Source organism: Mesorhizobium sp. M0954 (assembly GCF_040319155.1).
GTDB lineage: Bacteria > Pseudomonadota > Alphaproteobacteria > Rhizobiales > Rhizobiaceae > Mesorhizobium.
Genome location: NZ_JAMYNR010000028.1, coordinates 28,488 through 50,830 on the forward strand (window position 1 = coordinate 28,488; position 22,343 = coordinate 50,830).

General features: G+C 62.4%; 25 protein-coding genes and 1 pseudogene. 8 read left to right on the forward strand and 18 right to left on the reverse strand.

Annotation, left to right across the window (positions count from 1 at the left end):
- Positions 1–82: 82 nt before the first annotated feature.
- The 4 genes from NKH93_RS27435 to NKH93_RS27450 are packed head-to-tail and all read right to left on the reverse strand — an operon-like array spanning position 83 to position 4,998.
- A complete protein-coding gene (locus NKH93_RS27435) occupies positions 83–1,558 on the reverse strand; it encodes an aldehyde dehydrogenase (protein ID WP_352927380.1) in 1,476 nt (491 codons plus the stop codon).
- Positions 1,555–2,613, reverse strand: coding sequence for an LLM class flavin-dependent oxidoreductase (locus NKH93_RS27440; RefSeq protein ID WP_352927383.1), 1,059 nt, complete (start codon positions 2,611–2,613; stop codon positions 1,555–1,557). Before NKH93_RS27440 ends, NKH93_RS27435 begins: the two co-directional genes overlap by 4 nt.
- A 5-nt stretch (positions 2,614–2,618) precedes the next feature.
- A complete protein-coding gene (locus tag NKH93_RS27445; RefSeq protein WP_352973642.1) occupies positions 2,619–4,418 on the reverse strand; it encodes an alpha/beta fold hydrolase in 1,800 nt (599 codons plus the stop codon).
- Entirely contained in the window at positions 4,411–4,998 is a 588-nt protein-coding gene (locus NKH93_RS27450) for an amino acid synthesis family protein (RefSeq protein ID WP_352927389.1), read from the reverse strand. Before NKH93_RS27450 ends, NKH93_RS27445 begins: the two co-directional genes overlap by 8 nt.
- A 140-nt stretch (positions 4,999–5,138) precedes the next feature.
- Between NKH93_RS27450 and NKH93_RS27455 the strand changes: the two genes are divergently transcribed.
- Both NKH93_RS27455 and dusA read left to right on the forward strand, forming a co-directional pair.
- The gene (locus tag NKH93_RS27455) at positions 5,139–5,810 is read left to right on the forward strand and encodes a GntR family transcriptional regulator (RefSeq protein ID WP_023674997.1); all 672 of its coding nucleotides are present in this window, start codon (positions 5,139–5,141) and stop codon (positions 5,808–5,810) included.
- 183 nt (positions 5,811–5,993) lie between these two features.
- Positions 5,994–6,986 (forward strand): tRNA dihydrouridine(20/20a) synthase DusA, encoded by a 993-nt coding sequence (gene dusA, locus NKH93_RS27460; RefSeq protein ID WP_352815609.1) that lies wholly within the window; start codon positions 5,994–5,996, stop codon positions 6,984–6,986.
- Between the two features lie 8 nt (positions 6,987–6,994).
- Here dusA and NKH93_RS27465 read toward each other — a convergent pair whose 3' ends face one another.
- Together NKH93_RS27465 and NKH93_RS27470 are read right to left on the reverse strand one after the other, a co-directional pair.
- Positions 6,995–7,699 (reverse strand): TIGR02281 family clan AA aspartic protease, encoded by a 705-nt coding sequence (locus NKH93_RS27465; protein ID WP_352540527.1) that lies wholly within the window; start codon positions 7,697–7,699, stop codon positions 6,995–6,997.
- 13 nt (positions 7,700–7,712) lie between these two features.
- The gene (locus NKH93_RS27470) at positions 7,713–7,946 is read right to left on the reverse strand and encodes a DUF1289 domain-containing protein (RefSeq protein WP_352471906.1); all 234 of its coding nucleotides are present in this window, start codon (positions 7,944–7,946) and stop codon (positions 7,713–7,715) included.
- 197 nt (positions 7,947–8,143) lie between these two features.
- Between NKH93_RS27470 and NKH93_RS27475 the strand changes: the two genes are divergently transcribed.
- On the forward strand, positions 8,144–9,142 hold the full coding sequence (locus NKH93_RS27475) for a nicotinate-nucleotide--dimethylbenzimidazole phosphoribosyltransferase (RefSeq protein WP_352471937.1): 999 nt from the start codon (positions 8,144–8,146) through the stop codon (positions 9,140–9,142).
- A gap of 4 nt (positions 9,143–9,146) precedes the next feature.
- Here NKH93_RS27475 and NKH93_RS27480 read toward each other — a convergent pair whose 3' ends face one another.
- Complete coding sequence (locus NKH93_RS27480; RefSeq protein ID WP_352927392.1) at positions 9,147–10,661, reverse strand: sensor histidine kinase; 1,515 nt, start codon at positions 10,659–10,661, stop codon at positions 9,147–9,149.
- Between the two features lie 75 nt (positions 10,662–10,736).
- Between NKH93_RS27480 and NKH93_RS27485 the strand changes: the two genes are divergently transcribed.
- The 4 genes and pseudogenes from NKH93_RS27485 to NKH93_RS27500 all read left to right on the forward strand — a co-directional run bounded on the left by NKH93_RS27485 (position 10,737) and on the right by NKH93_RS27500 (position 13,337).
- A complete protein-coding gene (locus NKH93_RS27485) occupies positions 10,737–11,360 on the forward strand; it encodes a thermonuclease family protein (RefSeq protein WP_352508414.1) in 624 nt (207 codons plus the stop codon).
- Positions 11,361–11,401: 41 nt separating this feature from the next.
- Positions 11,402–12,013: a glutathione S-transferase gene (locus tag NKH93_RS27490; protein WP_352973643.1), complete on the forward strand. Its 612-nt coding sequence runs from the start codon at positions 11,402–11,404 to the stop codon at positions 12,011–12,013.
- Between the two features lie 13 nt (positions 12,014–12,026).
- A pseudogene (locus NKH93_RS27495) lies at positions 12,027–12,644 on the forward strand (uracil-DNA glycosylase family protein); the annotation flags it as partial.
- Between the two features lie 201 nt (positions 12,645–12,845).
- Positions 12,846–13,337, forward strand: a complete 492-nt coding sequence (locus NKH93_RS27500) for an Lrp/AsnC family transcriptional regulator (protein WP_023675006.1) — start codon at positions 12,846–12,848, stop codon at positions 13,335–13,337.
- A gap of 11 nt (positions 13,338–13,348) precedes the next feature.
- Here the strand turns inward: NKH93_RS27500 and NKH93_RS27505 are convergent, their stop codons facing one another.
- The 11 genes from NKH93_RS27505 to NKH93_RS27555 form a co-directional block, all read right to left on the reverse strand.
- Positions 13,349–13,921, reverse strand: coding sequence for a DUF3299 domain-containing protein (locus NKH93_RS27505; RefSeq protein ID WP_352816421.1), 573 nt, complete (start codon positions 13,919–13,921; stop codon positions 13,349–13,351).
- 62 nt (positions 13,922–13,983) lie between these two features.
- Complete coding sequence (locus NKH93_RS27510; protein ID WP_352815600.1) at positions 13,984–14,565, reverse strand: GNAT family N-acetyltransferase; 582 nt, start codon at positions 14,563–14,565, stop codon at positions 13,984–13,986.
- Positions 14,525–15,229 (reverse strand): DNA alkylation repair protein, encoded by a 705-nt coding sequence (locus NKH93_RS27515; RefSeq protein WP_352816415.1) that lies wholly within the window; start codon positions 15,227–15,229, stop codon positions 14,525–14,527. Before NKH93_RS27515 ends, NKH93_RS27510 begins: the two co-directional genes overlap by 41 nt.
- 9 nt (positions 15,230–15,238) lie before the next feature.
- Positions 15,239–16,108 (reverse strand): NAD(P)-dependent oxidoreductase, encoded by an 870-nt coding sequence (locus NKH93_RS27520; protein ID WP_352815596.1) that lies wholly within the window; start codon positions 16,106–16,108, stop codon positions 15,239–15,241.
- A gap of 64 nt (positions 16,109–16,172) precedes the next feature.
- Positions 16,173–17,000, reverse strand: a complete 828-nt coding sequence (locus NKH93_RS27525) for an ABC transporter permease (protein ID WP_352815594.1) — start codon at positions 16,998–17,000, stop codon at positions 16,173–16,175.
- Positions 16,997–17,710 carry an ABC transporter permease gene (locus NKH93_RS27530; RefSeq protein ID WP_352471895.1) on the reverse strand — a complete coding sequence of 238 codons (714 nt, stop codon included), beginning with the start codon at positions 17,708–17,710 and terminating at the stop codon, positions 16,997–16,999. Before NKH93_RS27530 ends, NKH93_RS27525 begins: the two co-directional genes overlap by 4 nt.
- 118 nt (positions 17,711–17,828) lie before the next feature.
- Positions 17,829–18,611, reverse strand: coding sequence for an ABC transporter substrate-binding protein (locus NKH93_RS27535; protein ID WP_352471894.1), 783 nt, complete (start codon positions 18,609–18,611; stop codon positions 17,829–17,831).
- 212 nt (positions 18,612–18,823) lie between these two features.
- Positions 18,824–19,333 carry a molybdopterin-guanine dinucleotide biosynthesis protein B gene (gene mobB / locus NKH93_RS27540; protein ID WP_352471893.1) on the reverse strand — a complete coding sequence of 170 codons (510 nt, stop codon included), beginning with the start codon at positions 19,331–19,333 and terminating at the stop codon, positions 18,824–18,826.
- Positions 19,330–19,959, reverse strand: a complete 630-nt coding sequence (mobA, locus tag NKH93_RS27545; RefSeq protein WP_352471892.1) for a molybdenum cofactor guanylyltransferase MobA — start codon at positions 19,957–19,959, stop codon at positions 19,330–19,332. The genes mobB and mobA overlap by 4 nt, the downstream gene beginning before the upstream one ends.
- Before the next feature lie 58 nt (positions 19,960–20,017).
- Positions 20,018–20,938, reverse strand: a complete 921-nt coding sequence (locus NKH93_RS27550) for a DMT family transporter (protein WP_352816412.1) — start codon at positions 20,936–20,938, stop codon at positions 20,018–20,020.
- Between the two features lie 122 nt (positions 20,939–21,060).
- Positions 21,061–21,417: a hypothetical protein gene (locus tag NKH93_RS27555; RefSeq protein WP_352448884.1), complete on the reverse strand. Its 357-nt coding sequence runs from the start codon at positions 21,415–21,417 to the stop codon at positions 21,061–21,063.
- Positions 21,418–21,613: 196 nt separating this feature from the next.
- Between NKH93_RS27555 and NKH93_RS27560 the strand changes: the two genes are divergently transcribed.
- On the forward strand, positions 21,614–22,342 hold the full coding sequence (locus NKH93_RS27560; RefSeq protein WP_198023531.1) for a DUF1579 family protein: 729 nt from the start codon (positions 21,614–21,616) through the stop codon (positions 22,340–22,342).
- The last annotated feature ends 1 nt before the right edge of the window (position 22,343 follow it).

Sequence of the window (22,343 nt, forward strand, 5' to 3'; positions counted from 1 at the left end):
TCGTTCTCCTCTGTTGTTTTCGTTGGTGTCTGTTCGCGATCGGTCGTTTTCGCCTTGATCGCGCATCTCCGGCCAGCGGCGGCTACCGCATGACAAAAGGATCGGGAATTGGGTCGTCGGAGGTGCGTATCCACACCGATTTCGAACGCGTGTAGTCGCGGATCGCATCGAGGCCGCCCTCGCGGCCGAGCCCGGATTGGCCGTAGCCGCCAAACGGAACCAGCGGCGAGACCGCCCGATAGGTGTTGATCCAGACAACGCCGGCATGGATGCCGCGCGCCATGCGGTGGGCTTTTGCCAGATTGGTGGTGAACACGCCGGACGCCAGGCCGAACTTCGTGTCGTTGGCGAGCGAAAGCGCTTCAGCTTCGCTGTCGAAGGCTAGCACACAGAGCACCGGGCCGAAGAGCTCTTCGCGCACGCAGGCAAGCGTCTGATCAGGCGCGTCGATAATCGTCGGCGCGTAATAGAAGCCGTCCGCCATGCCCGCGGGGCGGATGCCGCCGGTGACCAGTTGCCCGCCCGCGGCCAGGCTTTCAGCAATGATCTTCTCTATCCATTCGCGCTGGCGCGAGGTGGCGAGCGGTCCCATTTCGATCGCGGGATCCTGCGGATCGCCAATCCTGATCGCCTCGGCCTTGCGCTTGAGCCGGTCGAGGAATTCGTCCTTCACGGAGCGCTGGACCAGCAGCCGCGAGCCGGCGACGCAGCTCTGGCCGGTGGCAGCGAAGATGCTGGCAACGACCGCGTTGGCGGCGCTGTCCAGATCGGCATCGGCAAACACCACGACCGGGCTTTTGCCGCCGAGCTCGAGCGTCGTGAAGGCGAGGTTTTCCGCCGTATTCCTGACGATCTGCCGAGCGGTCGAGGGACCGCCGGTGAAGGCGACGCGGGCGACGAGCGGATGACTGGTCAGCCGGTGACCGCAATCGTGGCCGAAGCCGGTCAGGATGTTCACGGTCCCGGCGGGAAATCCCGCCTCATGGACGAGTTCAGCGAAGGCCAGCAACGGGGCAGGGCCGTCTTCCGATGCTTTCAGAACGATGGTGCAGCCGGCCGCCAGCGCCGGCCCGAGCTTGACGGCGGACAGGAAGAGCTGCGAGTTCCACGGCACAATGGCGGCTACGACGCCGATTGGCTCCGGCCGGATGGTCACTTCCATGTCGGCCTTGTCGATGGGAACAAACGAGCCCTCGTGCTTGTCGGCCAGCCCGCCATAATAGCGGTAATAGTCGCCGACATAGGCGATCTGGGCGCGGGTCTCGCGGATGATCTTGCCGGTATCGCGCGTCTCGAGTTCCGCCAGCCGGTCGGCATTGGCGACCACCAGATCGCCGAGCCGCACCAGAACCTTGCCGCGTGCCGTTGCCGTCATTGCCGGCCACGTGCCGGAGCCAAGCGCCCGGTGAGCAGCTTCGACGGCGCGGTCGACGTCATCAGACGATGCAGCGGGCATCTTCGCCCATGGCGCGCCCGTCGAGGGATCGATGCTGTCGAAGGTCGCCGCCACTTCGACGAAGCTGCCGTCAATATAGTTCCTGAATTGAGTGGTGCTCATCGCAATCCGGCTTTCGGTTCGGAAAAGGCCGGCATCACCCTGTCGATGAAGAGCTGCAGCGATTTCTTCTTGCGCCGATGGGAAAGGCCGCTGTCGATCCAGATCGAATACTGATCGTAGCCGAGCGCTTCGTAGGCCTTCAGCCTGGCGATCACCTCGTCGGCTTCGCCAATGACCAGGTTCTGCCTGATCTTGTCAGGCGCATATTGCGGCATGGCCGCGATCTCGTCTTCGGTCAGCGCTTCCATTATGCCCTGGTGCACCGGCTTCTTGTTCTGGAACCAGGCGCCGAACTGGCAGTAGAACTGCGACAGATCCTGCGCGAGCCGGTCAGCCTCCGCTGCATCCTCGGCGACGAAAGTATGCATCAGCAGCATAATCTCCGGCCTTGGTACGTCGGGGTGGGCATTGCACGCCGCGTTGAAACGCTCCATCAGGCTGGCCACTTCGCCATCGCCGGAAGCAAGCGGCGTCACCTGGACGTTGCATTTGCTGGAAACCGCAAAGTCGTGCGAGTTCGGATCGCGTGCGGCCACCCAGATCGGCGGATAAGGCTTTTGCAGCGGCTTGGGCGACGAGGTGGTTGAAGGAAACGACCAGAACTCGCCGGCGAGTTCGAAATCACCATCCCAAAGGCCCCGGATCGTCGGCACCATCTCGCGCATACGCTGCCCGGCGACCCAGGCCTCGAGGCCTGGGAAAAGTCGCTGGTATTCGTAAGCGTAGGCGCCGCGCGCAATGCCGATGTCGAGACGGCCGCCGGTGACGACGTCGGCCATCGCTGCTTCGCCGGCAAGCTTGATCGGGTGCCAGAACGGCGCGACGATGGTTCCTGTTCCGAGCCGGATGCGCCTGGTTTTGGCGGCGAGCCAGGCGATGTTGATGAACGGGTTCGGCGAGATGGTGAATTCCATCCCGTGATGCTCGCCGATCCAGGCAGTCTCGAATCCTGCCTCTTCCGCCTGCAGAACCAGCTCCTCCAGCTCGCCGACAAGCTCGGAATGCGGCTTTGCCAGATCCGATCGCTCCATGTGCACGAAAAGCGAAAACTTCATCGGTTTCACCCGCGGCCGGAAAGAGGAATTTGAGAAGGCGAGGGCTTGGCGAGCGGCCGGACTTCGCCTTCGACCTCGTTGCCGACATAGACGCCGAATGCATCTTCCGTGCGTTCGCGCGCATAGCGGGCAAGCATCGAACGCACCGCAGGATCGGCGATCTCCAGATCGGCGATCTGCTCGATGTCGACAAGCCGCATCTGGCGATCGTCGGAATAGGACCCCTCGGCCGTTCCGCGATAATAAACATGCGTGCGCCAGGGTTCGGCGGCATCGTCCCACACCGCGAAAAGGAAGCCGAGCTGCGCGTCTATGGCCCTGGCGGCAAGGCGCCCCTTGAGGCTGCGCGCATCGTTGGGCGTGCCCAGTCCGCGCCCCGCAGGCAATTCATGAAACCCGTCGGCCGTTGCGAAGAACAGCACACGGCCCTCGTTCTCGAGAATGGCGCCGACCTCCGTATCGGGGGGCGCCGCCGCCAGCGCCTCCTGGCTGAGGCCGGGCGTGACGTAGGTGCCTCTGCAATAACCGAGGGGCTGGGCTCCGTTGTGGCTGAAGTCGTGGACGCGGCCGATGAGGATCGAGTGATCGCCAGCATCGACCAGCTGCTCCATGCCGCAATCGAACACTGCAACGGAGCCGTCGATCAGCGGATTGCCGGTTCGGCCCGGCTGCCAGGCCACGGCCGCGAACTTGTCCGCTGCTTTGGAAGCGAAGATGCCGGAATGGGCCTTCTGGTCCTCCGACAGGATGTTGATGGCGAAACCTCTCGATGTCGAAAAAGCACTGTGCCCCAGGGCCCTCTTGGCGATGCAGACAAGCACCAGCGGCGGCTCGAGCGAGACCGAGGTGAAGGAGTTGGCGGTGAAGCCGCGCGGTTCGCCTTCCGCTCCGATCGTTGTGACGATGGTGACACCGGTCAGGAACGAGCCGAGCGCGCGCCGGAATTCGCCGCTGTCAAAGACTGCATCCGTCTCCGGCTTCACGCCAGCGTCTCCTGCCGTGTCGAGAAATTCCATGATGTGTTTGGTCACTTTTTCAGGTGAAGCCATTGCCATCATATGCCTTTCTCCATTGAGCACGAGGCATTGGCCGTGCGGCGCAAGCCTCGCCATCGCCGCCGACATGGCCGGGGTCGAATTGCTGTCCTGCGACCCGGTCATGAACAGGGCCGGCGCGGCAAGACCGGGGAGAGCATCGGCGTGCTCGGCATCGGCATGGGCAAAAAGGCGATAGGTGCGCGCGTAGCCTTCGGGGTCGACCCTTTCAAGGGCGGCGCGCGCGGTAGAGGCCGCCCCGATAAGATTCGCCGGCAGCGGGTCGCCGAACCAGCGGGCAAGCGTAGCCGCAATGGCGGAAGGGTTGCCATGGGTGCCGAGCGCGGCCGCACGCTGGCGTACGGCCTGCGCCAAGGCCGCGGGGCGGCGGAATACCGCATTGAGACAGACGATTGAGCGAACGCGCGATGGGGTGCGAAGGGCGATCTCCAGAGCGACCAGCGCGCCCATCGAATGGCCAACGATCGATACCGACGCCACGCCGAGATGGTCGAGAAGGCGAACCGCCTGATCGGCGAAATCCGACAGGCTGGCTTCTTCCGGCGGCAGCGGTGAAACGCCGTGGCCGAGCATGTCGATGGCGATCAGGTCATGATGGTGTTTCATCGCCGCGATCTGATCGTGCCAGATCGCGGCGTTCATGCCGACACCGTGAATGAGCAGAACCGGCGCGCCGGAGCCGGCGCGGATGAAGCCGGTGCCGTCCGGAGCCGTGTCCCGGACCCATGCGGTGGCAGCGACGTCAGCCACGCAGGTCTCCGACCTCCTTGAGGTCCTGATAGCGGTCGCCGATACGATGGTGCGGGCGGCCGCCAATCGAAGCGCCAAGCGCCACCACCAGCTCGTCGGGCGCGGGCGCGTCGCCGATCTGGAAATGTACGGTCAGATAGTGGGAGCGGCGGCCTTCGTCGTTCTTGTCCATCAGCGGGATCATGATCGGGGTGTTCGGCCCTCCGCGCAGATTGGTGAAGGCGAGATAGGTCTTGGCGCCGACCGCGCGACGGTAATGGTTGCCGAAATGCAGCGTATGGATCAGCGCCGATGCATGCTCGATCTCGCCCGCCGTGCCGCAGACCGCGGCCTTGCCGTAGCCCTCTATCGCCTCGCCGGAACCGGCAACGGCGATAATCTCGTGGGTCAGCAGTTCACCGAGGACGGGAGCAATGGCGCGGATCTCCGGCGACAGGTCGTCGGTGAAACCGCGGCCGGCCCAAGGATTTGTCAGCACAGCGGCGACACCGATCAGACGCAGCGGTTTTGGGGCTTCCTTGCCGCCCTCGATTAGCGTGTTCTCGATGTAGGTGACGATCTTTCGAATGGCTGGTTTCATGAAAGTCCTCGGTCGCCGCGGCGCTGTGCAACGCCGAAATCTTTACATCATCTTATGGTATACCATACTATGGAGCACCAGAAGCCTTGTCAATCGGCTATGGAATCTGTTTTGTGGCCGGATCGGGGTAGGGAGAGAAAATGTCAGGCGATACGCTGCGGATCGACCGCTCTGCCAAGACGCTGAGGACGCTGGCGCTGGAGCGCATGCGTGAGGCGATCATGGGCTTCCATTTCCAGCCTGGCGAAAGGCTGGTCGAGCGGCCGCTATGCGATCAGCTCGGGGTAAGCCGTTCCGTCGTGCGCGAGGTGCTGCGGCAGCTGGAGGCGGAAGGCCTGGTGCAGATGATACCGGGCCACGGACCCGCCGTGGCCAAGCCGGATCTCGGCCGCACCGACGAAATCTATGAATTGCGGGCGCTGCTCGAGGGCATCGCGGCGCGGGCTTGCGCCCTGACAGCCACGGACGCGCAGATCGCCTCGCTCGATGCCGCCTTGACGAACCTGCTTGAGGCGTGGGCGTCCGGTGCGCCTGTCGAGGTGATGCGGGCAACGACCAAATTCTACGAAACGCTGTTCGAGGCGGCGGACAAGCGCATTGCCTGGGAAATCGTGACGGGGCTGAATGTCCGCATCAACCAGCTCCGCTCAATGACGATCGCGTCGGAGAACCGCCGCGAGCCGGCGATCGCCGAAATGACCGAAATCATGGATGCAATCCGCTCGCGCAAGCCGGACGAGGCGGAGGAGGCGGCGCGGCGGCATGTCGAATCCGCGTGGCAGATCGCCCGCAACACGCTTCGCCTTGGCTGACTGGTATGCCGCCGGCGGTCCATCGTTCCACGGCAGGCATCTAACTGGTGCGTACAGTGACATGTGTGACATGCCAATTTGCTTTCAGTTGCGGCGGCAAAATCGTATATCGGGTCAGTTAGGTGTGCATCTTTTGCCAAATTGCTCTGTCATTCGAACGGACTGAGACAGAAAAGTAGTAAAATGAACATGTTACGCCACAAAGTTGCCGTGGCGCCGATGATGGATTGGACGGACCGGCACTGCCGGTTCTTCCATCGCCAGCTGACGCGCGAGGCGCTGCTCTATACCGAGATGGTGGTGGCCGATGCGGTCATCCACGGCGCACGCGAGCGGCTGCTTGGCTTCGACGACAACGAACATCCGTTGGCGCTGCAACTCGGCGGCGCCGATCCGGGAAAGCTGGCCGAGGCGGCGCGCATCGGCGAAGCCTTCGGCTATGATGAAATCAACCTCAATGTCGGCTGCCCGTCCGACCGCGTCCAGTCGGGCACCTTCGGCGCGTGCCTGATGAAGACGCCCGTGCTCGTCGCGGATTGCGTCGCGGCAATGAAGGCGGCGGTGAAAATACCGGTCACCGTCAAGTGCCGTATCGGCGTCGATGAGCAGGATCCGGAACCGGCACTCGATGCGTTGGCCGATGGTGTTTTCGCGGCCGGCGCCGACGCGCTGTGGGTGCACGCCCGCAAGGCCTGGCTGGAAGGACTGAGCCCAAAGGAAAATCGCGACATCCCGCCGCTCGACTATGGCCGCGTCTATCGGCTGAAAGCCAGAAAACAAAACAAATTCATCGGCATCAATGGCGGTATTCAATCTCTCGCAGAGGCGCTGACGCATCTCGACCATGTCGATGGCGCCATGCTCGGCCGCGCCGCCTATCACACGCCAGGGATACTCACCGGCATCGATGCCGCGTTTTACGGCAGCACAGCTGAGTCGTTCGATTTTGTCGCACTGATCGATGCCATGGCGGATTACGCGTCACGCCATATCGAGCAGGGCGGACGCCTCGGGCATGTCACCCGGCACATGGTCGGGCTGTTTCACGGCCTGCCCGGTGCACGCCGCTATCGGCAAATCCTGTCCACCGATGCGACAAGGCCGGGTGCCGGACCGCAGGTGCTCAAGGCGGCTTTTGCAGAGGTCGATTTCGGCCGGACCGCAGAGGCGGCCTGAGGAAAAACTCAATCCCGCAAAATCATGCGATCGCCACGTACGTCGAAGCCCGATAGCGAGCCGATGAAATTCATGCCGAGCAGGCTCTGGCCGAGCGTGCCGGGTGCGGCGATCATGATGGGCATGTCCTTGCGCACGATGCCGCCGATCGACAGTTCGTCGGTTCGCACCGCCGCCGCGCGTGTCATGCCGTTGGCGGTAGAGATCGGTATGGTGAAGCGGAGAGCCGCCGAATTGAACCCGACCGCCAGCGCGTCCTCGGCGGTCAGAACGGTGCTGGTCGCGCCGGTATCGACAACCGTCAGGATCGGCGTGCCGTTGATCGTGACGCGCGCTTCGAAATGGCCGCTGCCGGCCTTGTCCAGGGTGACGGTGGCATGGCCTTCTTCCACGCCCAGCGCCAGCGGACTGCCGGGAACAAGGCCGGCGGTGACGCGGCTGGCGAAATCCTGCAACTCATAGCGGTACTGATAGCCGGCGATCAGCGCCAGCACGATTGCGCCCCAGGCGCCGAGGCTGCGGGCCATGGTGCCTAACGGCCTGCCCGATCTGAGCAGGCCGGCGCCGACGAGCGCCGCTAAAGCGCTAAGCCAGATCAGCTGGCTGAAATCGTAATTCTCAATGCCGAATGTACTGCCGGCGGAATCGTTGAGCATGAGCAGGAGTACACCTGCCCCGATCGCGACGATCAGAATCCACAGCAGTCGGTTCATCTCTGCGGCCGGTTCACGAGAGGGCGTCGCGTTCGCGTGCCATGCGGCTGCGACGGGTTTCCCGGCGGGGGCGTCGCTCGACCGTTTCCAGCCTTGCCGGCAGCTCGGCCATGACGCTGCGGCGGGTTTGCGGGGTCATGTCGATCCAGGCAGCGATTTCCGCGCGCGTGCGCCCGCAACCGAAACAGAAGCCGGTTTTCATATCGATCGAGCAGACCAGGATGCACGGGGATTCAATGGCCGTCATAAGGATTTCCTTGGCTAGCCTCCACATGGTGCAACGACAAAGTCAATACAAGCCCTCCGGGAAGCGCCGCCAACGGGTGCTTTCGCGTCAATACCTCGAAGTTGTACCAGGCCTGGAGCTTGTGCCGGCTTGAGGTTGTGCCGGCTGGCCAAGGCGGCTATGCCGCTCACCAATTCACACGGACGATCGCCATCGACATGACCAGCACGCTGCCTTTCGACGATTTTCGCGACCTCCTGGTGAGCCTGCCGCCGGGAGATATGGCGGCCAAGGCCCGCGTGCGCCAGTTGTTTGCCAAGGCAGACAAGCCCGAAGGCTCGCTTGGCCGCATCGAGGACATTGCCGCCTGGCTCGCCGGGTGGAGCGGCCGCGCGCCGCCGGCGGTGACGCGGCCATTGGTGGCGATCTTTGCCGGCAATCATGGCGTCACCCGCCACGGCATTTCGCCGCGCCCCGCCGCCGCCACGGCAAATGCAGTCGAGCTCTGCGCCGCCGGCGGTGCAGCAATCAACCAGATCTGCATCGCCAACGATCTCGGCTTGAAGGTGTTCGATCTGGCTCTGCACATCCCGACAACCGACATTACCGAGGATGCGGCACTGGACGAGCGCGGTTGTGCCGCTACCATGGCCTTCGGCATGGAAGCGATTGCCGGCGGCACCGACCTGCTTTGCCTTGGCGACCTCGGCGTCGGCAATTCGACTGTCGCCGCGGCCCTTTGCACGGCACTGTTCGGCGGCACCGGCGCCGACTGGATCGGCCCTGGATCAGGGGCAGACGCGGCGATGCAGAGGCGCAAGGCGGAGGTGGTCGATGCCGCGGTCGCGTTTCACGGCGCGAGCCTCAAGGACCCGCTGGAAGCGCTGCGCCGGGTCGGCGGGCGGGAATTCGCCGCGATCTGCGGCGCCATTCTGGCGGCGCGGATGCAGAAGATCCCGGTGCTGCTCGATGGGTTTGCGGTGACTGCCGCCGCTGGTGTCCTACATGCCGCCAACCCCGCCGCGCTCGATCATTGTCTCCTCGCAAGCCTGTCGCCGGAGCCTGGTCACGCCAAGGCCGCCGAGCGCCTCGGCCTTCGCCCGCTGCTCGATCTGGGCGTCAGTCAAGGCGAGGCGGTAGGGGCGGCTCTTGCCGCCGGCCTGGTCAAGGCGGCCGCGCTGACCAGCTCCGGCATGGCAGCGGCGGTCCGCGGTTAAGCATTCAGCGCCGGCGCGAGGCAACCGCCTTGGTCGGCAGCGCCGGCAGTTCCTCCATCACCCGGCTCAGCGGGAAGATGGCGATCGCCTCGGTGCCTTCGCGCAGCCTGGAATGGAGCTGGAATTCGCCGCCATGCATGGCCAGCAAGCCTTGCACGATCGGCAGGCCAAGCCCGGTGCCCTGTTCGGCGCTCTTGATGGCGATCGAGCCCTGGCCGAAGGCCGAAAGCACGATCGGAATCTCGTCTTCCGGTATGCCCGGCCCATTGTCCTTGACGGAGAGATATTGCCCGCCGCCCGCCGTCCAGCCGACGCGCACGCGGATTTCGCCGCCGGTGGCGGTGAACTTGATGGCATTGGACAACAGGTTGAGCACAATCTGCCGCACCGCGCGTTCGTCGGCGAACAAGCGCGGCAAGGCGTTTTCGAAATCCTGGACGATGCGGATGTCCTTGTTGCGCGCCTTCAGCTCCATCATGTGGCAGCAATCCTCGACGACGGAGAGCAGCATCATCGGCTCCTCGTTGAGCTGGTAGCGGCCCGCTTCGATGCGCGACAAATCGAGAATTTCGTTGATCAGGTCGAGCAGATGCTGTCCGGAGTCGTGCACGTCACGGGCATAGTCGCGATAGGTCGGGTTGCTCATCGGGCCGAGCACCTCGTTGGCCATCACTTCAGAAAAGCCGAGAATGGCGTTGAGCGGTGTGCGCAGTTCGTGGCTCATCGAGGCCAGGAAACGCGATTTCGCCAGATTGGCGTCTTCCGCCCGCCGCCGTGCCTCGTCCGACATCGATTTCGCCGTCTCCAGTTCGGCAATCAGCGCATCCTTTTCGGAGCGGAACGACAGCAGCATCAGCGAGGAACGGTTGAGCTGGCGCGCTACATAGGCGAAGAAAGGCAACGAGGAGATCAGCAAGCCTGCCATGATCGCCTCGACCGGCATCCATAATTTCGCACTGGCATAAGCATAGATGGCGACCGGGAGGGCGAAGGTCGCCAACAGCGCACCGCGCAGGGACGAGGCCAGGATCGCGGTTGCCGACATGGCGAGCAGCAGCACCACCGCCTTGGCGACCTGGAACTGATCCATTTGGCAAGCTTCGCAGCCGAGCCATGCGAACCAGGCCCAGCCAAGCCCGCACAGAAAATGGCCGATCAGGAAATCCCTATGCGTTTCCAGCGGGTTGAGCTCGGACGCTTGAGTGACGCGTCTGGCCATGAATGCAACGATGGTATAGCAGATGAATGTGAACAGCGCCCAGACGCCGATCTCCTTGCCGACGCCCGCGAACAAGCCTGCCGCGGCCGTTGCCAGGATGAGCAGCGGAATGACGATCACGCCGCCGGTCATCGAAAGCGCGTGGAGCTTCAACAGCTCGCGGTCGAAGTCGGGATTTCCGGCTTGCTGCGAAAGACGGTCGCGCGTCTTGCGCACCGCGCGCGCGACATCGCTGTTGCGATGGCGTTTTCTGCGGTCCACAATAAACTTGTCTGCCATGGTCGAGCGTTGCAGGGGCATGAAGTCTTCAATTTACGCGGGCAGCAATTTCAAATCGTTAAGCTACGTTCGAATGATTAACCAACGGTTTGCCATATGAGCCGTTCGTGGTCGCGATGGCCGCGCCAGCGATACTATGCGCCGCGTCCGCGAAGCCTGTGGCGCCGACTGATGGACTATGGGCTGACACTCATCGTGCTCGGCCTGGCGATCCTCCTGGCGGCGCGACTCGACCGGATCGAGACGCGCAAGACGGAGGGCGCGGCCACTGTCAATGACGGCGATAGCATCACGCTCGGCGGCGAGCGCATCCGCATGCGTGGCATCGACGCGCCGGAATATTCGCAGATCTGTCGCAAGGACGGTGCCGACTATCCTTGCGGCAAGCTCGCGCGGCAGTCCCTGGTGCGGTTGATCGCCGGCAAAGCCGTCTCCTGCAGCGGCTGGCAGCGGGACCGCTACGGCAGGCTGCTCGGCGACTGCAAGGCCGGCGGCAAGGATCTCAACCGCGCACAGGTCGAGGCCGGCTGGGCGGTCGCCTTTGGCGATTTCGAGACCGAGGAAGCTGCTGCGCGCGCGGGCAAAGCCGGCATCTGGGGCGGAACTTTCGACGAGCCGAAGAACTGGCGCGAGAGCCACGGCCACGAGCTGGTTGAAAGAAAGCACGGTACCTTGGCGTCGATCGGCGACGCCTTGCGCGAAATTTTTCGCTTCTGGTGAGCTGTGCCTATAGTTCGTCGAGACGGACGAGGAGGATAGAGATGAAGCTGTTCGACGGCGGGCGGGCGCCCAATCCACGCCGGGTTCGGATTTTTCTGGCCGAAAAGGGACTTCAGGTTCCGCTGGTGCCCGTCGACATGGGCGCGCTGGAGCACAAAGAGCAGCCGGTCAGCTCGCGCAATCCGCTGAAGCGTCTACCGGTGCTCGAGCTCGACGACGGCACCGTCATCACCGAATCCGTCGCAATCTGTCGTTACTTCGAGGAACTGCACCCCGAGCCGGCTTTGTTCGGGCGTGGCGCGCTCGGCAAGGCGATCGTTGAGATGTGGCAAAGACGTGTGGAGTTCAATCTGTTCGGCTGCGTCGCTGCGGCGTTCCGGCACATCCACCCCGCAATGAGGGAATGGGAGATCCCGCAAATCCCCGAATGGGGCGAGGCCAACAAGCCGAAGACGATCGAATTCCTGAGATTTCTGGACACTGAGCTCGCCGGCAGGGAATTCGTCGCCGGCGATGCCTATTCGATCGCCGACATCACCGGGCTGGTGGCCATCGACTTCATGAAGCCGGCTCGCATCAAGGTACCCGAAGAGTGCACGAACGTGCTGCGCTGGCATCGGGACATCTCCAGCCGGCCGAGTGCCGCCGCCTGACAACGAGTTCCGAATGAGCGAAGAGCTGGAAGCCTTGGCGGCGAGGGTACGCGCCTGCCGCATCTGCGTCGATAACCCGGCCGGCAGGCCGTTGCCGCACCAGCCGCGTCCGGTGCTCAGGCCATCGTCGAGTGCGCGTATCCTGATCGCCAGCCAGGCGCCGGGTACCAAGGTTCACATTACAGGGATGCCGTTCACCGACGCCTCCGGCGACCGGCTGCGAAGCTGGCTGGGCGTCGGCAGCGAGGAATTTTACGACACGGACAAATTCGCCATCGTGCCGATGGGCTTTTGCTTTCCCGGTCAGGACGCCAGGGGCGCCGACCTGCCGCCGCGCCGCGAATGTGCGCCGGCCTGGCGCACATCGCTGATGGCGCTGATGCCGCAAGTCGATATGGTGCTGATGATCGGCATCTACGCGCAAAGCTGGCATATGGGCACGGCGCGCCGTCCCTCGCTGACGGAAACGGTCATGGATTGGCGTGCCATCTGGGCGGCGGCAACCGACCCGAAAGTCCTGCCGCTGCCGCACCCGTCCTGGCGCAACACCGGCTGGCTGAAGCGCAATCCATGGTTTGAAATGGATTTGCTGCCCTTTCTGAGATCGGAAATCCGCTATCGCCTCGGCTAGGCATTCAGCAAGAAATCACTCGCTTTCGCACTATGCGGCAGAATTTCTTTCTTGTAATAGGCTCGAGCAAGAGGGATTATGGTAATCCATTCCTCGAAGCGCGCCGCGCATGAGGGGACGCGCGTTAAATTCTTGTTTTTATGCATGTCGTTGTGCCAAGGCCGCTGCGCACTTGGACGACTTGCATCAGGGGAGCACCCAATGGACCGCCTTGATAGAAAAATTCTCCGCCTCCTGCAGGAGGATGCGACGCTTGCAGTCGCCGACGTCGCCAAGAAGGTCGGCCTGTCGACGACGCCGTGCTGGCGGCGCATCCAGAAGCTCGAGGAAGAGGGCGTCATCAAGCGGCGCGTCGCCATCCTCGATCATGAAAAGGTCAACGTGCGGGTAACGGTGTTCGTCTCGATCCGCACCAATTCGCACAGCCATGAATGGCTGCGGCGCTTTTCGGAGGTCATCCAGGAATTCCCGGAAGTGGTCGAATTCTATCGCATGAGCGGCGACGTCGACTATCTCTTGCGCGTCGTGGTGCCCGATATCGCCGCCTACGACGCCTTCTACAAGCGGCTGATCGCCAAGATCGAGATCCGCGACGTGTCGTCTTCCTTCGCCATGGAGCAGATCAAATACACGACCGAGATGCCGCTGGATTACATGATGCTCGACAAGGAGTCCGGCGCGAACGCCGCCTGAGATTCTTCTGTTTAGTTCTTCTTTTTGTTGAGGAAACTCCAGGGCGAGTTGACCGGCAGCGTGATCGTGTCCGGCACGGCGCCGACGTTAACCACCTCGGCCTTGCGCACGGTGTAGCCCGACTGGATGACACTGACGCCGTCGAGGATGAAAAGCTGGCTCTTCTCCATGCCCGGCCGTAATGCGCCGGTCACCGAAACCGGCTGGTAGGCCTCGGACATCCTGTAAGGCCGTGCAGGCGTGACGAGGACGATCTGGTTAGGCGGCGGCGTCGGCATGTGGCTGCAGGCTCCCGTCCACGGCACCAGCAGGAATTGGTAGACGAGATCACCATCGCGGTCGACCGGCAGCGCATAGCCTGCGAGTTGCACGGTCTTGTCCTGCAAGTCGAGTGAGAGCGTCTCGCCACGATCCGGCATTTTGGCCGCGATCATCGGCAGTCCGACGCTTTCGGCGGCTGCCTGGGTAGCCGGGCGCAGATCCTTCCAGAAAATGTGCATGGTCCCAGTGGAAGCGCTTGCCGCGATCGCGGACGCCAACAAGGCAGTTGCCATGATCGTGCCTGATTTAAAACGGTTGCTCATCGCTGCTCCGCCGTTGAGCCTTGATCTGCGGACATCGAGTAAAGCTGCCGCTGCCTCACAGGTCAACGCTCAAGCCGCATCACATGCCGGCGCGAGCCGGTCATGCCGATCTCGCGAAAGCCGCGGGCGACGAACATGTCGCGAAAACCCATGAAGCTGTAGCTCGGCGAAGCCTGGTCGACGGGATAGGCTTCGATCGTCCTGGCGCCTTTGGCAAAGGCGTGATCGATGGCCGCGTCAAGCAATGCGCTTGCCAGCCCGCCGCCGCGCAGCGCTTTCGGTACATAGAAGCAGACGATCGACCAGATGCCCATCTCGCTATCGTCCTGCTGCCGTGACAGCTTGCGGTAGGTCTCGCGCGGCGCAATCGAGCACCAGCCGACGGTCCGGCCATCGATCTGGGCGACAATGCCGACCGGCGTGCCGGCGTCGATCAGCGTCATCATCGCGCGTTTCTTCTCGTCGTTCTCGACATGCTCGCGGCGGTCGAGATTGCGCCAAGCCATACACCAGCAGTATTTCGGCCCGCCGGGTTGCTCGAACAGGTTTTCGAAATCGGCGCGCGTCGATTGCGTCACCTCCGTGAAGCGCGCTTCGCTCAGGTCAAGCTTTTCTGGCGGCGAGCCGCTCGAGCGTCTTGGCATCGGAAAGTTCCTTCACGGCGTCCTTGCCGATCCAGCGTGCGGTCCTGTCTGTCGAGGCCGCCAGTTTTAGCGCCAGGGCAAGGGCAGGGCCGTGCAAATTCATCGATCGCTTGCCGATCGAACGAAGCGCCCAGTTCACGGCCTTCTTCACAAAATTGCGGCCGTCGGTCGCATGCGCTTCGATGATCGGCAGGAATTCGAGGAAGGTCGTCTCGGGTTCCTTCTTCCGGTGGACTACCGACCAGGCCATCATCGCAAAAGCCGTGCGTCGAACGAATTCCCGTTCGTCGACCGCGAATTCGGCGATCAATTCCTTCCAGCAATCCGTGTCGACAAAGAGATCGGAGACCCCGTCGACGATATCCCACGAGTCGAAAGTCGCCGCCCATCGTCTTGCATCCGCGCCGGAGAACCGCTCCGGATCGGCTGTCACGGAAGCGATGAACTGCGCCTCCATGATGCCTGTCTGCCAAAGCTCAAAGGCACGCTCATGGTTGCGCTTGATTTTCTTGGCAATCTGCCGCTGCACGCCATGCGAGATACCTAGCGCACGTTCGATCTTGATGCCGTAGCGCAGCATGCCAAGTCGATTTTTCTCCGAGGCGATCGAGCGCAGATGAGCGACAATTTCATCGGCGCTGGATTGAGGCGAAAGCTCGGCCACAGTGAAATCCTATTTCTCCAGCCGCGCCAGCAGCGAGGACGTGTCCCAGCGCTTGCCGCCCATCGCTTGCACGTCCTTGTAGAACTGGTCGACAAGTGCCGTCACCGGCAGTTTGGCGCCGTTGCGGTCGGCCTCGGCGAGGCAGATGCCAAGATCCTTGCGCATCCAGTCGACGGCGAAGCCGAAATCATATTTGCCGGCATTCATCGTCTTGTGCCGGTTCTCCATCTGCCAGGAACCGGCCGCACCCTTGGAAATCACCTCGATGACCTTTTCGATGTCGAGCCCTGCCTTCTTGCCGAAATGGATGCCCTCGGCCAAGCCCTGAACGAGGCCGGCGATGCAGATCTGGTTGATCATCTTGGTGAGCTGGCCAGCCCCGGCCGGTCCCATCAATCCGACCATGCGGGCATAAGCATCTATGACTGGCTTGGCCCTGTCGAAGGCGTCGGGCTCGCCGCCGACCATCACGGTCAGCATTCCGTTCTCGGCGCCTGCCTGGCCGCCGGAGACCGGGGCGTCGAGGAACGCAAACCCGAGCGCTTGCGACTGCTGCGCCAGTTCGCGCGCGACCTCCGCCGATGCTGTGGTATTGTCGATGAAGATGGCGCCTTTCTTCATGGAATTGAAGGCGCCTCCGGCGCCGGTCGTCACCGAGCGCAGATCGTCGTCATTGCCGACGCAGGAAAAGACGAAGTCCTTGCCCTCCGCCGCCTCCGCTGGCGTCACAGCGAAGCTGCCGCCGTGCCGGGCAACCCACTGCTCGGCCTTGGCGCTGGTACGATTGTAGACGGTGACATCGTAACCGCCCTTGTTCTTGAGATGTCCGGCCATCGGATAACCCATGACGCCAAGACCAAGAAATGCCACCGAAGCCATGTTTTCGAATCCCCTACAAGCCTGCTTTGCGGTCTTCTTACCGGATCAGGCAATGCGATGGGAGTCAGCGGTGCAGGTGGATGGTGATGCGCCGTTCGATCCATTCGACCGCGTGACGCAGGATCTCGACAATGATCAGATAGATGATCGCCGCCCATATAAAGGACTGGAAGTCGAAAGTGCGCGCATAGGTGAGCTTCGTGATGCCCATCAGATCATAGACGGTGATGATGGCAACGATCGCCGAGCCCTTGATCATCAGGATGATCTCGTTGCCATACGGGCGGAGCGCCACGATCAGCGCCTGCGGCAGGATAATTTTCCGTAGGATTTGCACTTTGTGCAGGCCGAGCGAGGCGGCACCTTCCCATTGACCCCTCGGTACGCTCTCGATCGCGCCACGCAAAATCTCGGCCTGGTACGCGGCCGTATTCAGCGAAAAGGCGAAGATCGCGCAGTTGAACGCCTCGCGGAAGAAACCCCACAGGCCGACCATCTCGAGTTCCGGCCGGAAGGAGCCCAATCCGTAGTAGACCAGGAAGGTCTGCGCCAACAGCGGCGTGCCGCGAAAAAAATAGACATAGGCATAGGCAAACCCCGAGAGGATCGGGTTCTTCGACATACGTGCATAGGCGATCGGCACCGACAGGATCGCGCCAAGCACAATCGAGATGGCAACCAGCAACAGGGTGATGCCGAGGCCGGATATGTAGCCGGGTGCATATTTCTGGAAGAACTCCGGGTTCCACGCAGCGACCAGGTAGACGACCATGCCGATGCCGAGAGCGATCCACAGGCCGACCAGGACATGGCCGAGGACGCGTTGGCGCGACCAGCCGCGTGCGGGCGGCGGCGGCCGGTCGACCTTCAGCGTGTCGGTGGCCAGGCTCATCTCTTGACCTCGCTGCTGCCGACCGCTCGTTCGATCGCATTGATGCCGAAGGAGGAGACGATCGCCAGCAGGAGATAGATCAGGCCGGCAAAACCGTAAAACAGGAAGGCATGCTTGGTGACGCGAGCGGCAACCCCGCTCTGCCGGAGGATCTCGTTGAGCCCGACGGCCGAGACGAGCGCGGTGTCCTTGAGCAGGATAAGCCAGAGATTGGCAAGTCCGGGCAACGCGATGCGGATCAACTGCGGCAACACGATCAGCCGCATCGTCTGGCCGCTGGACAGGCCAACCGAATAGCCTCCCTCATATTGCCCTTTTGGAATGGCGCGGAATGCGGATAAAAACACCTCGCTGGAATAAGAGGAGAAAATGAAGCACAGCGCGATCATGCCGGCGACGAAGCTGTTGACGTCGGCGGAGGTGCCAGGGCTCACCAGCCGGACAATGTATTGCAGGATCAATGGGATGCCGAAGAAGATGAGAAATAGGGTGAGCAGCTCGGGTATTCCGCGAAAAATCGTGGTGTAGATGTTCCCGGCCAGTCTCAGCGACGGCTCTTCCGATTGTTTGGCCAGCGCCACGAAAAAGCCGAGCGTCAGCCCGAAAGGCAGAGTGGCCAGCGCAAGACATACCGTGACAAATACACCCGCGGCGATGTCGTCGAGCCAGCCTTCGGGTCCCCAACTGAGAAGCGTCAGTGCGCTCTGCATCCGCCTGCCTGTTCTCCTTGAGGCTCTTCGAGACCCGTACCGCATCACCCCTCGTGCGCGGCGTCCTTATAAGAACGGCGGGAATCTCCCGCCGTTCACGTCATCCTATGTCGGTCGATCAGGACTCGCCGCCATAAACGTCATATTTGAAGTATTTGTCGTTGATTTCCTTGTACTTTCCGTTTGCGCGGATGGCGTCGATCGCCGCATTGAACTGGTTGACCAGATCGGTCTCGCCCTTGCGCACGGCAATGCCGGCGCCCGGACCGTGGATTTCGATAACCGGCTTGATTGTGCCGACCAGCTTGCAGCAGGCGCCGTCCGGCGAATCCAGCCATTGCTGCAGCACGACGACGTCGTCGTTGGCGGCATCGAGCCGGCCATTGGCCAGATCGAGCTGGTATTCCTGTGCGGTCGGGTACGGCTTGACGGTGCTGTCGGTATAAGTCTTGGTCGAATAGTTGAAATGCGTGGTGGACGCCTGCACGCCGATCGTTTTGCCGGCCAAATCTTCCTTGGTGACACCCTTGATGTCGGTGTCCTTGGGCGCGGCGATCGCCGGCGGCGTATTGTAATATTTGTGGGTGAAGTCGACCTTCTCGGCGCGTTCCGGCGTGATCGACATCGACGCGACGATGGCGTCGAACTTGCCTGCCTGAAGGGCTGGAATGATGCCGTCCCAGTCCTGCGCGACGAAGGTGCACTTCACCTTCATCTCGTCGCAAAGCGCCTTGGCGATGTCGATATCGAAGCCCACGAGTTGGCCGTCGGCGGTGAGGTTGTTGAATGGCGGATACGCTCCCTCGGTGCCGATCCTCAAGGTTTTTTCCTGCGCCTGGGCAACGCCAAGCGTCAGCAGCGCAGCCGAAGCGGCGAGCGCGATACGCAGTGCAATACGCATAATGGTCCTCTCTGTTGGTCCCGGCCGTCGTTCCCGAACGGCTCTGTGGGCGGTGCTTTTGACCGCCCGCTGGCGCGATACTCCCATTCTTTCCCAAGAAAAAGCAACTGCAAAACCGTCGCTTGAGGGAAGGTCATGTTCAGAAAACGGTGACGCTGGGTCAAACGCCTGAATGGAGAGAAAGTGGCCGGAAGCCCCCTGCGGCCGCGATCTCAGCGCGTCAGGCCGGTGGCGCGCTCGATGAAGTCAGCTATCGAATTCGTGTCGTCGAGATCGAAGGCCGGCAGGTCTTCGCCGACAATGTGGAAGTCGGACGCGATGGCGACAATGTGTGGATCGCCTGCCGAGAGCGGTGTCCGGTCCTTGGCCTCGAGCCGTCGCGTCTCGATTTTCTTGTGCGCCTCGCGCTTGTAACCCTCGACCAGCACGATATCGGAGGGTGCCAGCCGTGACAGGATCGCGTCCAGCGTCGGCTCGTCCTCGCCGCGCAATTCGTGCATCAGCGCCCAGCGCCTGCCCGACACGACCGCGACCTCCACTGCTCCCGCCTGCCGGTGGCGAAAGCTGTCCGCTCCGGGTTTGTCGATGTCGAAATCATGATGGGCGTGTTTTACCGTCGACACTTTCCAGCCGCGCCGGACGAACTCGGCCACCAGCTTTTCGGTCAATGTCGTCTTGCCGGAGTTCTTCCAGCCGGTGATGCCGAAGACACGTCTTTTCATGGCTCGATGCTCCGCAACAGATGCGCGGCCTGGGCAAGGTCGTCGGGAGTGTTGATGTTGAAGAACGGATCGATCTCGGCCCCGCCGGATTTCAGGATGGGAAATTCCACCTCGACAAAACCGTGCCGGTCGATGAACGCCGCAACGCGCCGGTTGTCTTCCTCGACGAGAAATTGTCGCAAGGCCTGATCTAACCCTAGCGGCCAGAGTGCAAAGGTCGGATGTCGTTTGCCGCCGGAACAGGCAACGGCGATCGAGCCGGAGCGCGCATAGGCTGCCGCGAGCAGCCGCTCGACCATATCCCTCGGCAGGAAAGGCGTATCGCCGGCAGCCGTGACCAGCGCCTGGCAGGTCGTGTCGGAAGCCCATTCGAGGCCGGTCAGGATCCCGGCAAGCGGCCCGGCATAACCTTTGACGGTGTCGGCAAGCACCGGAAGCCCCGTCGCGGCAAACCGTGTCGGATCGCCATTGGCGTTTAGCGCAAGCGGTCCGACCTGCGGGCCAAGGCGCGAAACGACATGGTCGAGCAGGGTACCGTCGCCAAGCGCAAGCAACGTCTTGTCGCCGCCGCCCATCCGGCTCGACCGGCCGCCGGCTAGAATGATCCCTGCGATATCTCGGCCCATCGTTTGCTGCCTAGACCCAAAATCCAGTTTTCAAATCAGACAGTCGTCGACAGTCACTCTATATGCCGTCCGGCGCCATGTCCGGTCCAGTGCTTTCGGCGGCTGTCTTTCGCCGGCCGACGATCCGTTCGCGGTAGAGTGCATAGAGGCCTGAGCCGATGATGATCGTGGCACCGAGGATCATCGGCAGATCCGGGACATCGCCGAAGATCGTGAAGCCAAGCAGGATCGACCAGAGCAGGGCGGTGTAGCGGAACGGCGCAATGAAGGAGATATCGCCCACCCGCATCGCCGTGATGATGAAGTGGTAGCCGATGAGCACGAGCACCGCCGCCAGCGCCAGGAACGCCGTGCTTTGTCCTGTCATCGGTGTCCAACCGCCCATCGGTGAAAGCAATGCCGCGCCCAGAAACGTCATGGCAAGGGCGGTGGCGCTCGACACCAGCAATGTCGGAATTGCCTGCGGTATCCGCTTCGTGCCGAGATCGCGCACTGCACAGCATGCCACGCTGGCCAGCGCCAGCAGAGAAAAGACGCTGAACCCTTCGAAGCCCGGCCGTACGATGATCAGCACGCCGGCAAAACCGACGGCAATAGCCAGCCAGCGCCGCCAGCCGACGCCCTCGTTGAACACAAGCGCTGCGCCCATCGTCACCGCCAGCGGCAGCGCCTGCAGCACGGCGGAGACATTGGCGATCGGAAGATGCGCCAGAGCAACCAGGAAGGACACCGTGGCGCCGGCCTCGCCGGCGACGCGCAGCGCAACGGTCGGCTGCAGCATCGAACCTGGCCGGGCAAGCGCGCCGCGTTGCCACGCAAGCAGGCCAACGAAAAGCGAAGCAAAGGCGCCGCGGATCAGCATGACCTGCGCCATGTTCATCGATTCCGACGAGAATTTGGTGATAGCGTCGTTGAGGGTGAAACCAGCCATGGCCACCATCATGAACAACGCGCCGCGCAGGTTTGGCGAAAGAGGCAAGGCGATTACCGGGTGAGTCCTGCAGCAAGCGTCTAGCAGGCACCCGCAAAACAGCAACGTCAAAGGGCTGGGCCACAGCCTTTCTATGGGCCGTAACGTCTGTCGCGCAAGAGCGGCAGGGCTTATTTGGGCGTCAGTACCTCGGTGCCGTTGCCTTCCTTGCCGGCAATCGTCCACAGGCCACGCAGCGAGCCGTCGTCCTGCACCTTGTAGACGACAAGACCGACCGCCTTGCCCATGACATAACCGGCGGAGAAGGCATCATCATTGCGCATGCAGATACCGTCCGAGGACGAGCCGCCTGTCTCCCAATGGATCGTGCAGGTCGTCTCGCTGGTCAGAGTGATCGTCGCGTCGCCACCATAGGACGACCCATCGAAATTGGTGCCGGCCACGGCATAGGTGCCGCCGATCGACTGAGCCGCCGCGGGCAGGGCCGCGAGGCTGAGCAATGCAAGAGAAAGAATGAGTTTGCGCATATCGTATTCCCCCACTGGGCGAAGAACCGCTCCAGAGCAGAGGCTAGGCCCGAATGGGCTTGCGGTAAATCCGGTGACCGTTTGCGGACGAGACCTTTTCTGGGTGTGACCCAAAAAAGGTGCCGTTCTAAAGGATAGGTCCGGAGGGCAAATTTATCACATTGCGGCTCGAGGAAATATTTCGACGAGATCAAATTTGCTCGGCAAGATTCACCAAATTGGTCATTGTAAGCTTCTGATCGTGTTGGGGAGATGGTCCATGATGAATGCACGAGGCAATGCGGACTGGCTTGGCACAGGCAGCAGGCGGCATGTTTCGTCGGCTTTCCGGTTCTCTTCTGCCCTGGCCGTCATCCTCATGGCGATAGCGCCTGCGTTCGCCGAGAACGGCGCTTCGGCGTCGGCAGTCGAACGGATGTCCACGCCGGGTCACGAAGCGGATGAGCTCGCTCGCCGCGTCGGGAAATGGTCCGTCGTCAACACGATCTGGCCAACGCCCGGTGCGCAGCCGATCGTCATGACCGGGCTGGTGGCCGAGCGCACGATGATCGGTCCCTTCATGCAGGAGGTGATGCGCCCGGCGCCCGGGTCGAAAATGCCGGACTTCCAGCGGATAGCCTATTTGAGCTATGACCGAGTGGAGGGCCGCTGGAAGTATGTCTCCATGGACACCCGTTTCCCGGCAGGGATCATGCCCGCCTGGAGTTTTGGTGGTGAGGAGGACGGCAAGATTTCACTCCTGTTCCAGCCGCTTGGTTTCGTCGGCTTCGGCCCCGAGGTCGAAGGGCGGTTCACGGCCTCCGATTTCGTCATTTCCAGGGACGGCGACAATCACGAAGTGGCCGAGCAACATTTCCTCCAGGCCAATGGCAGCGGCAAAAAATGGCTTGCCGTACGATATGACTACACGCGCCAACAACCGTGAC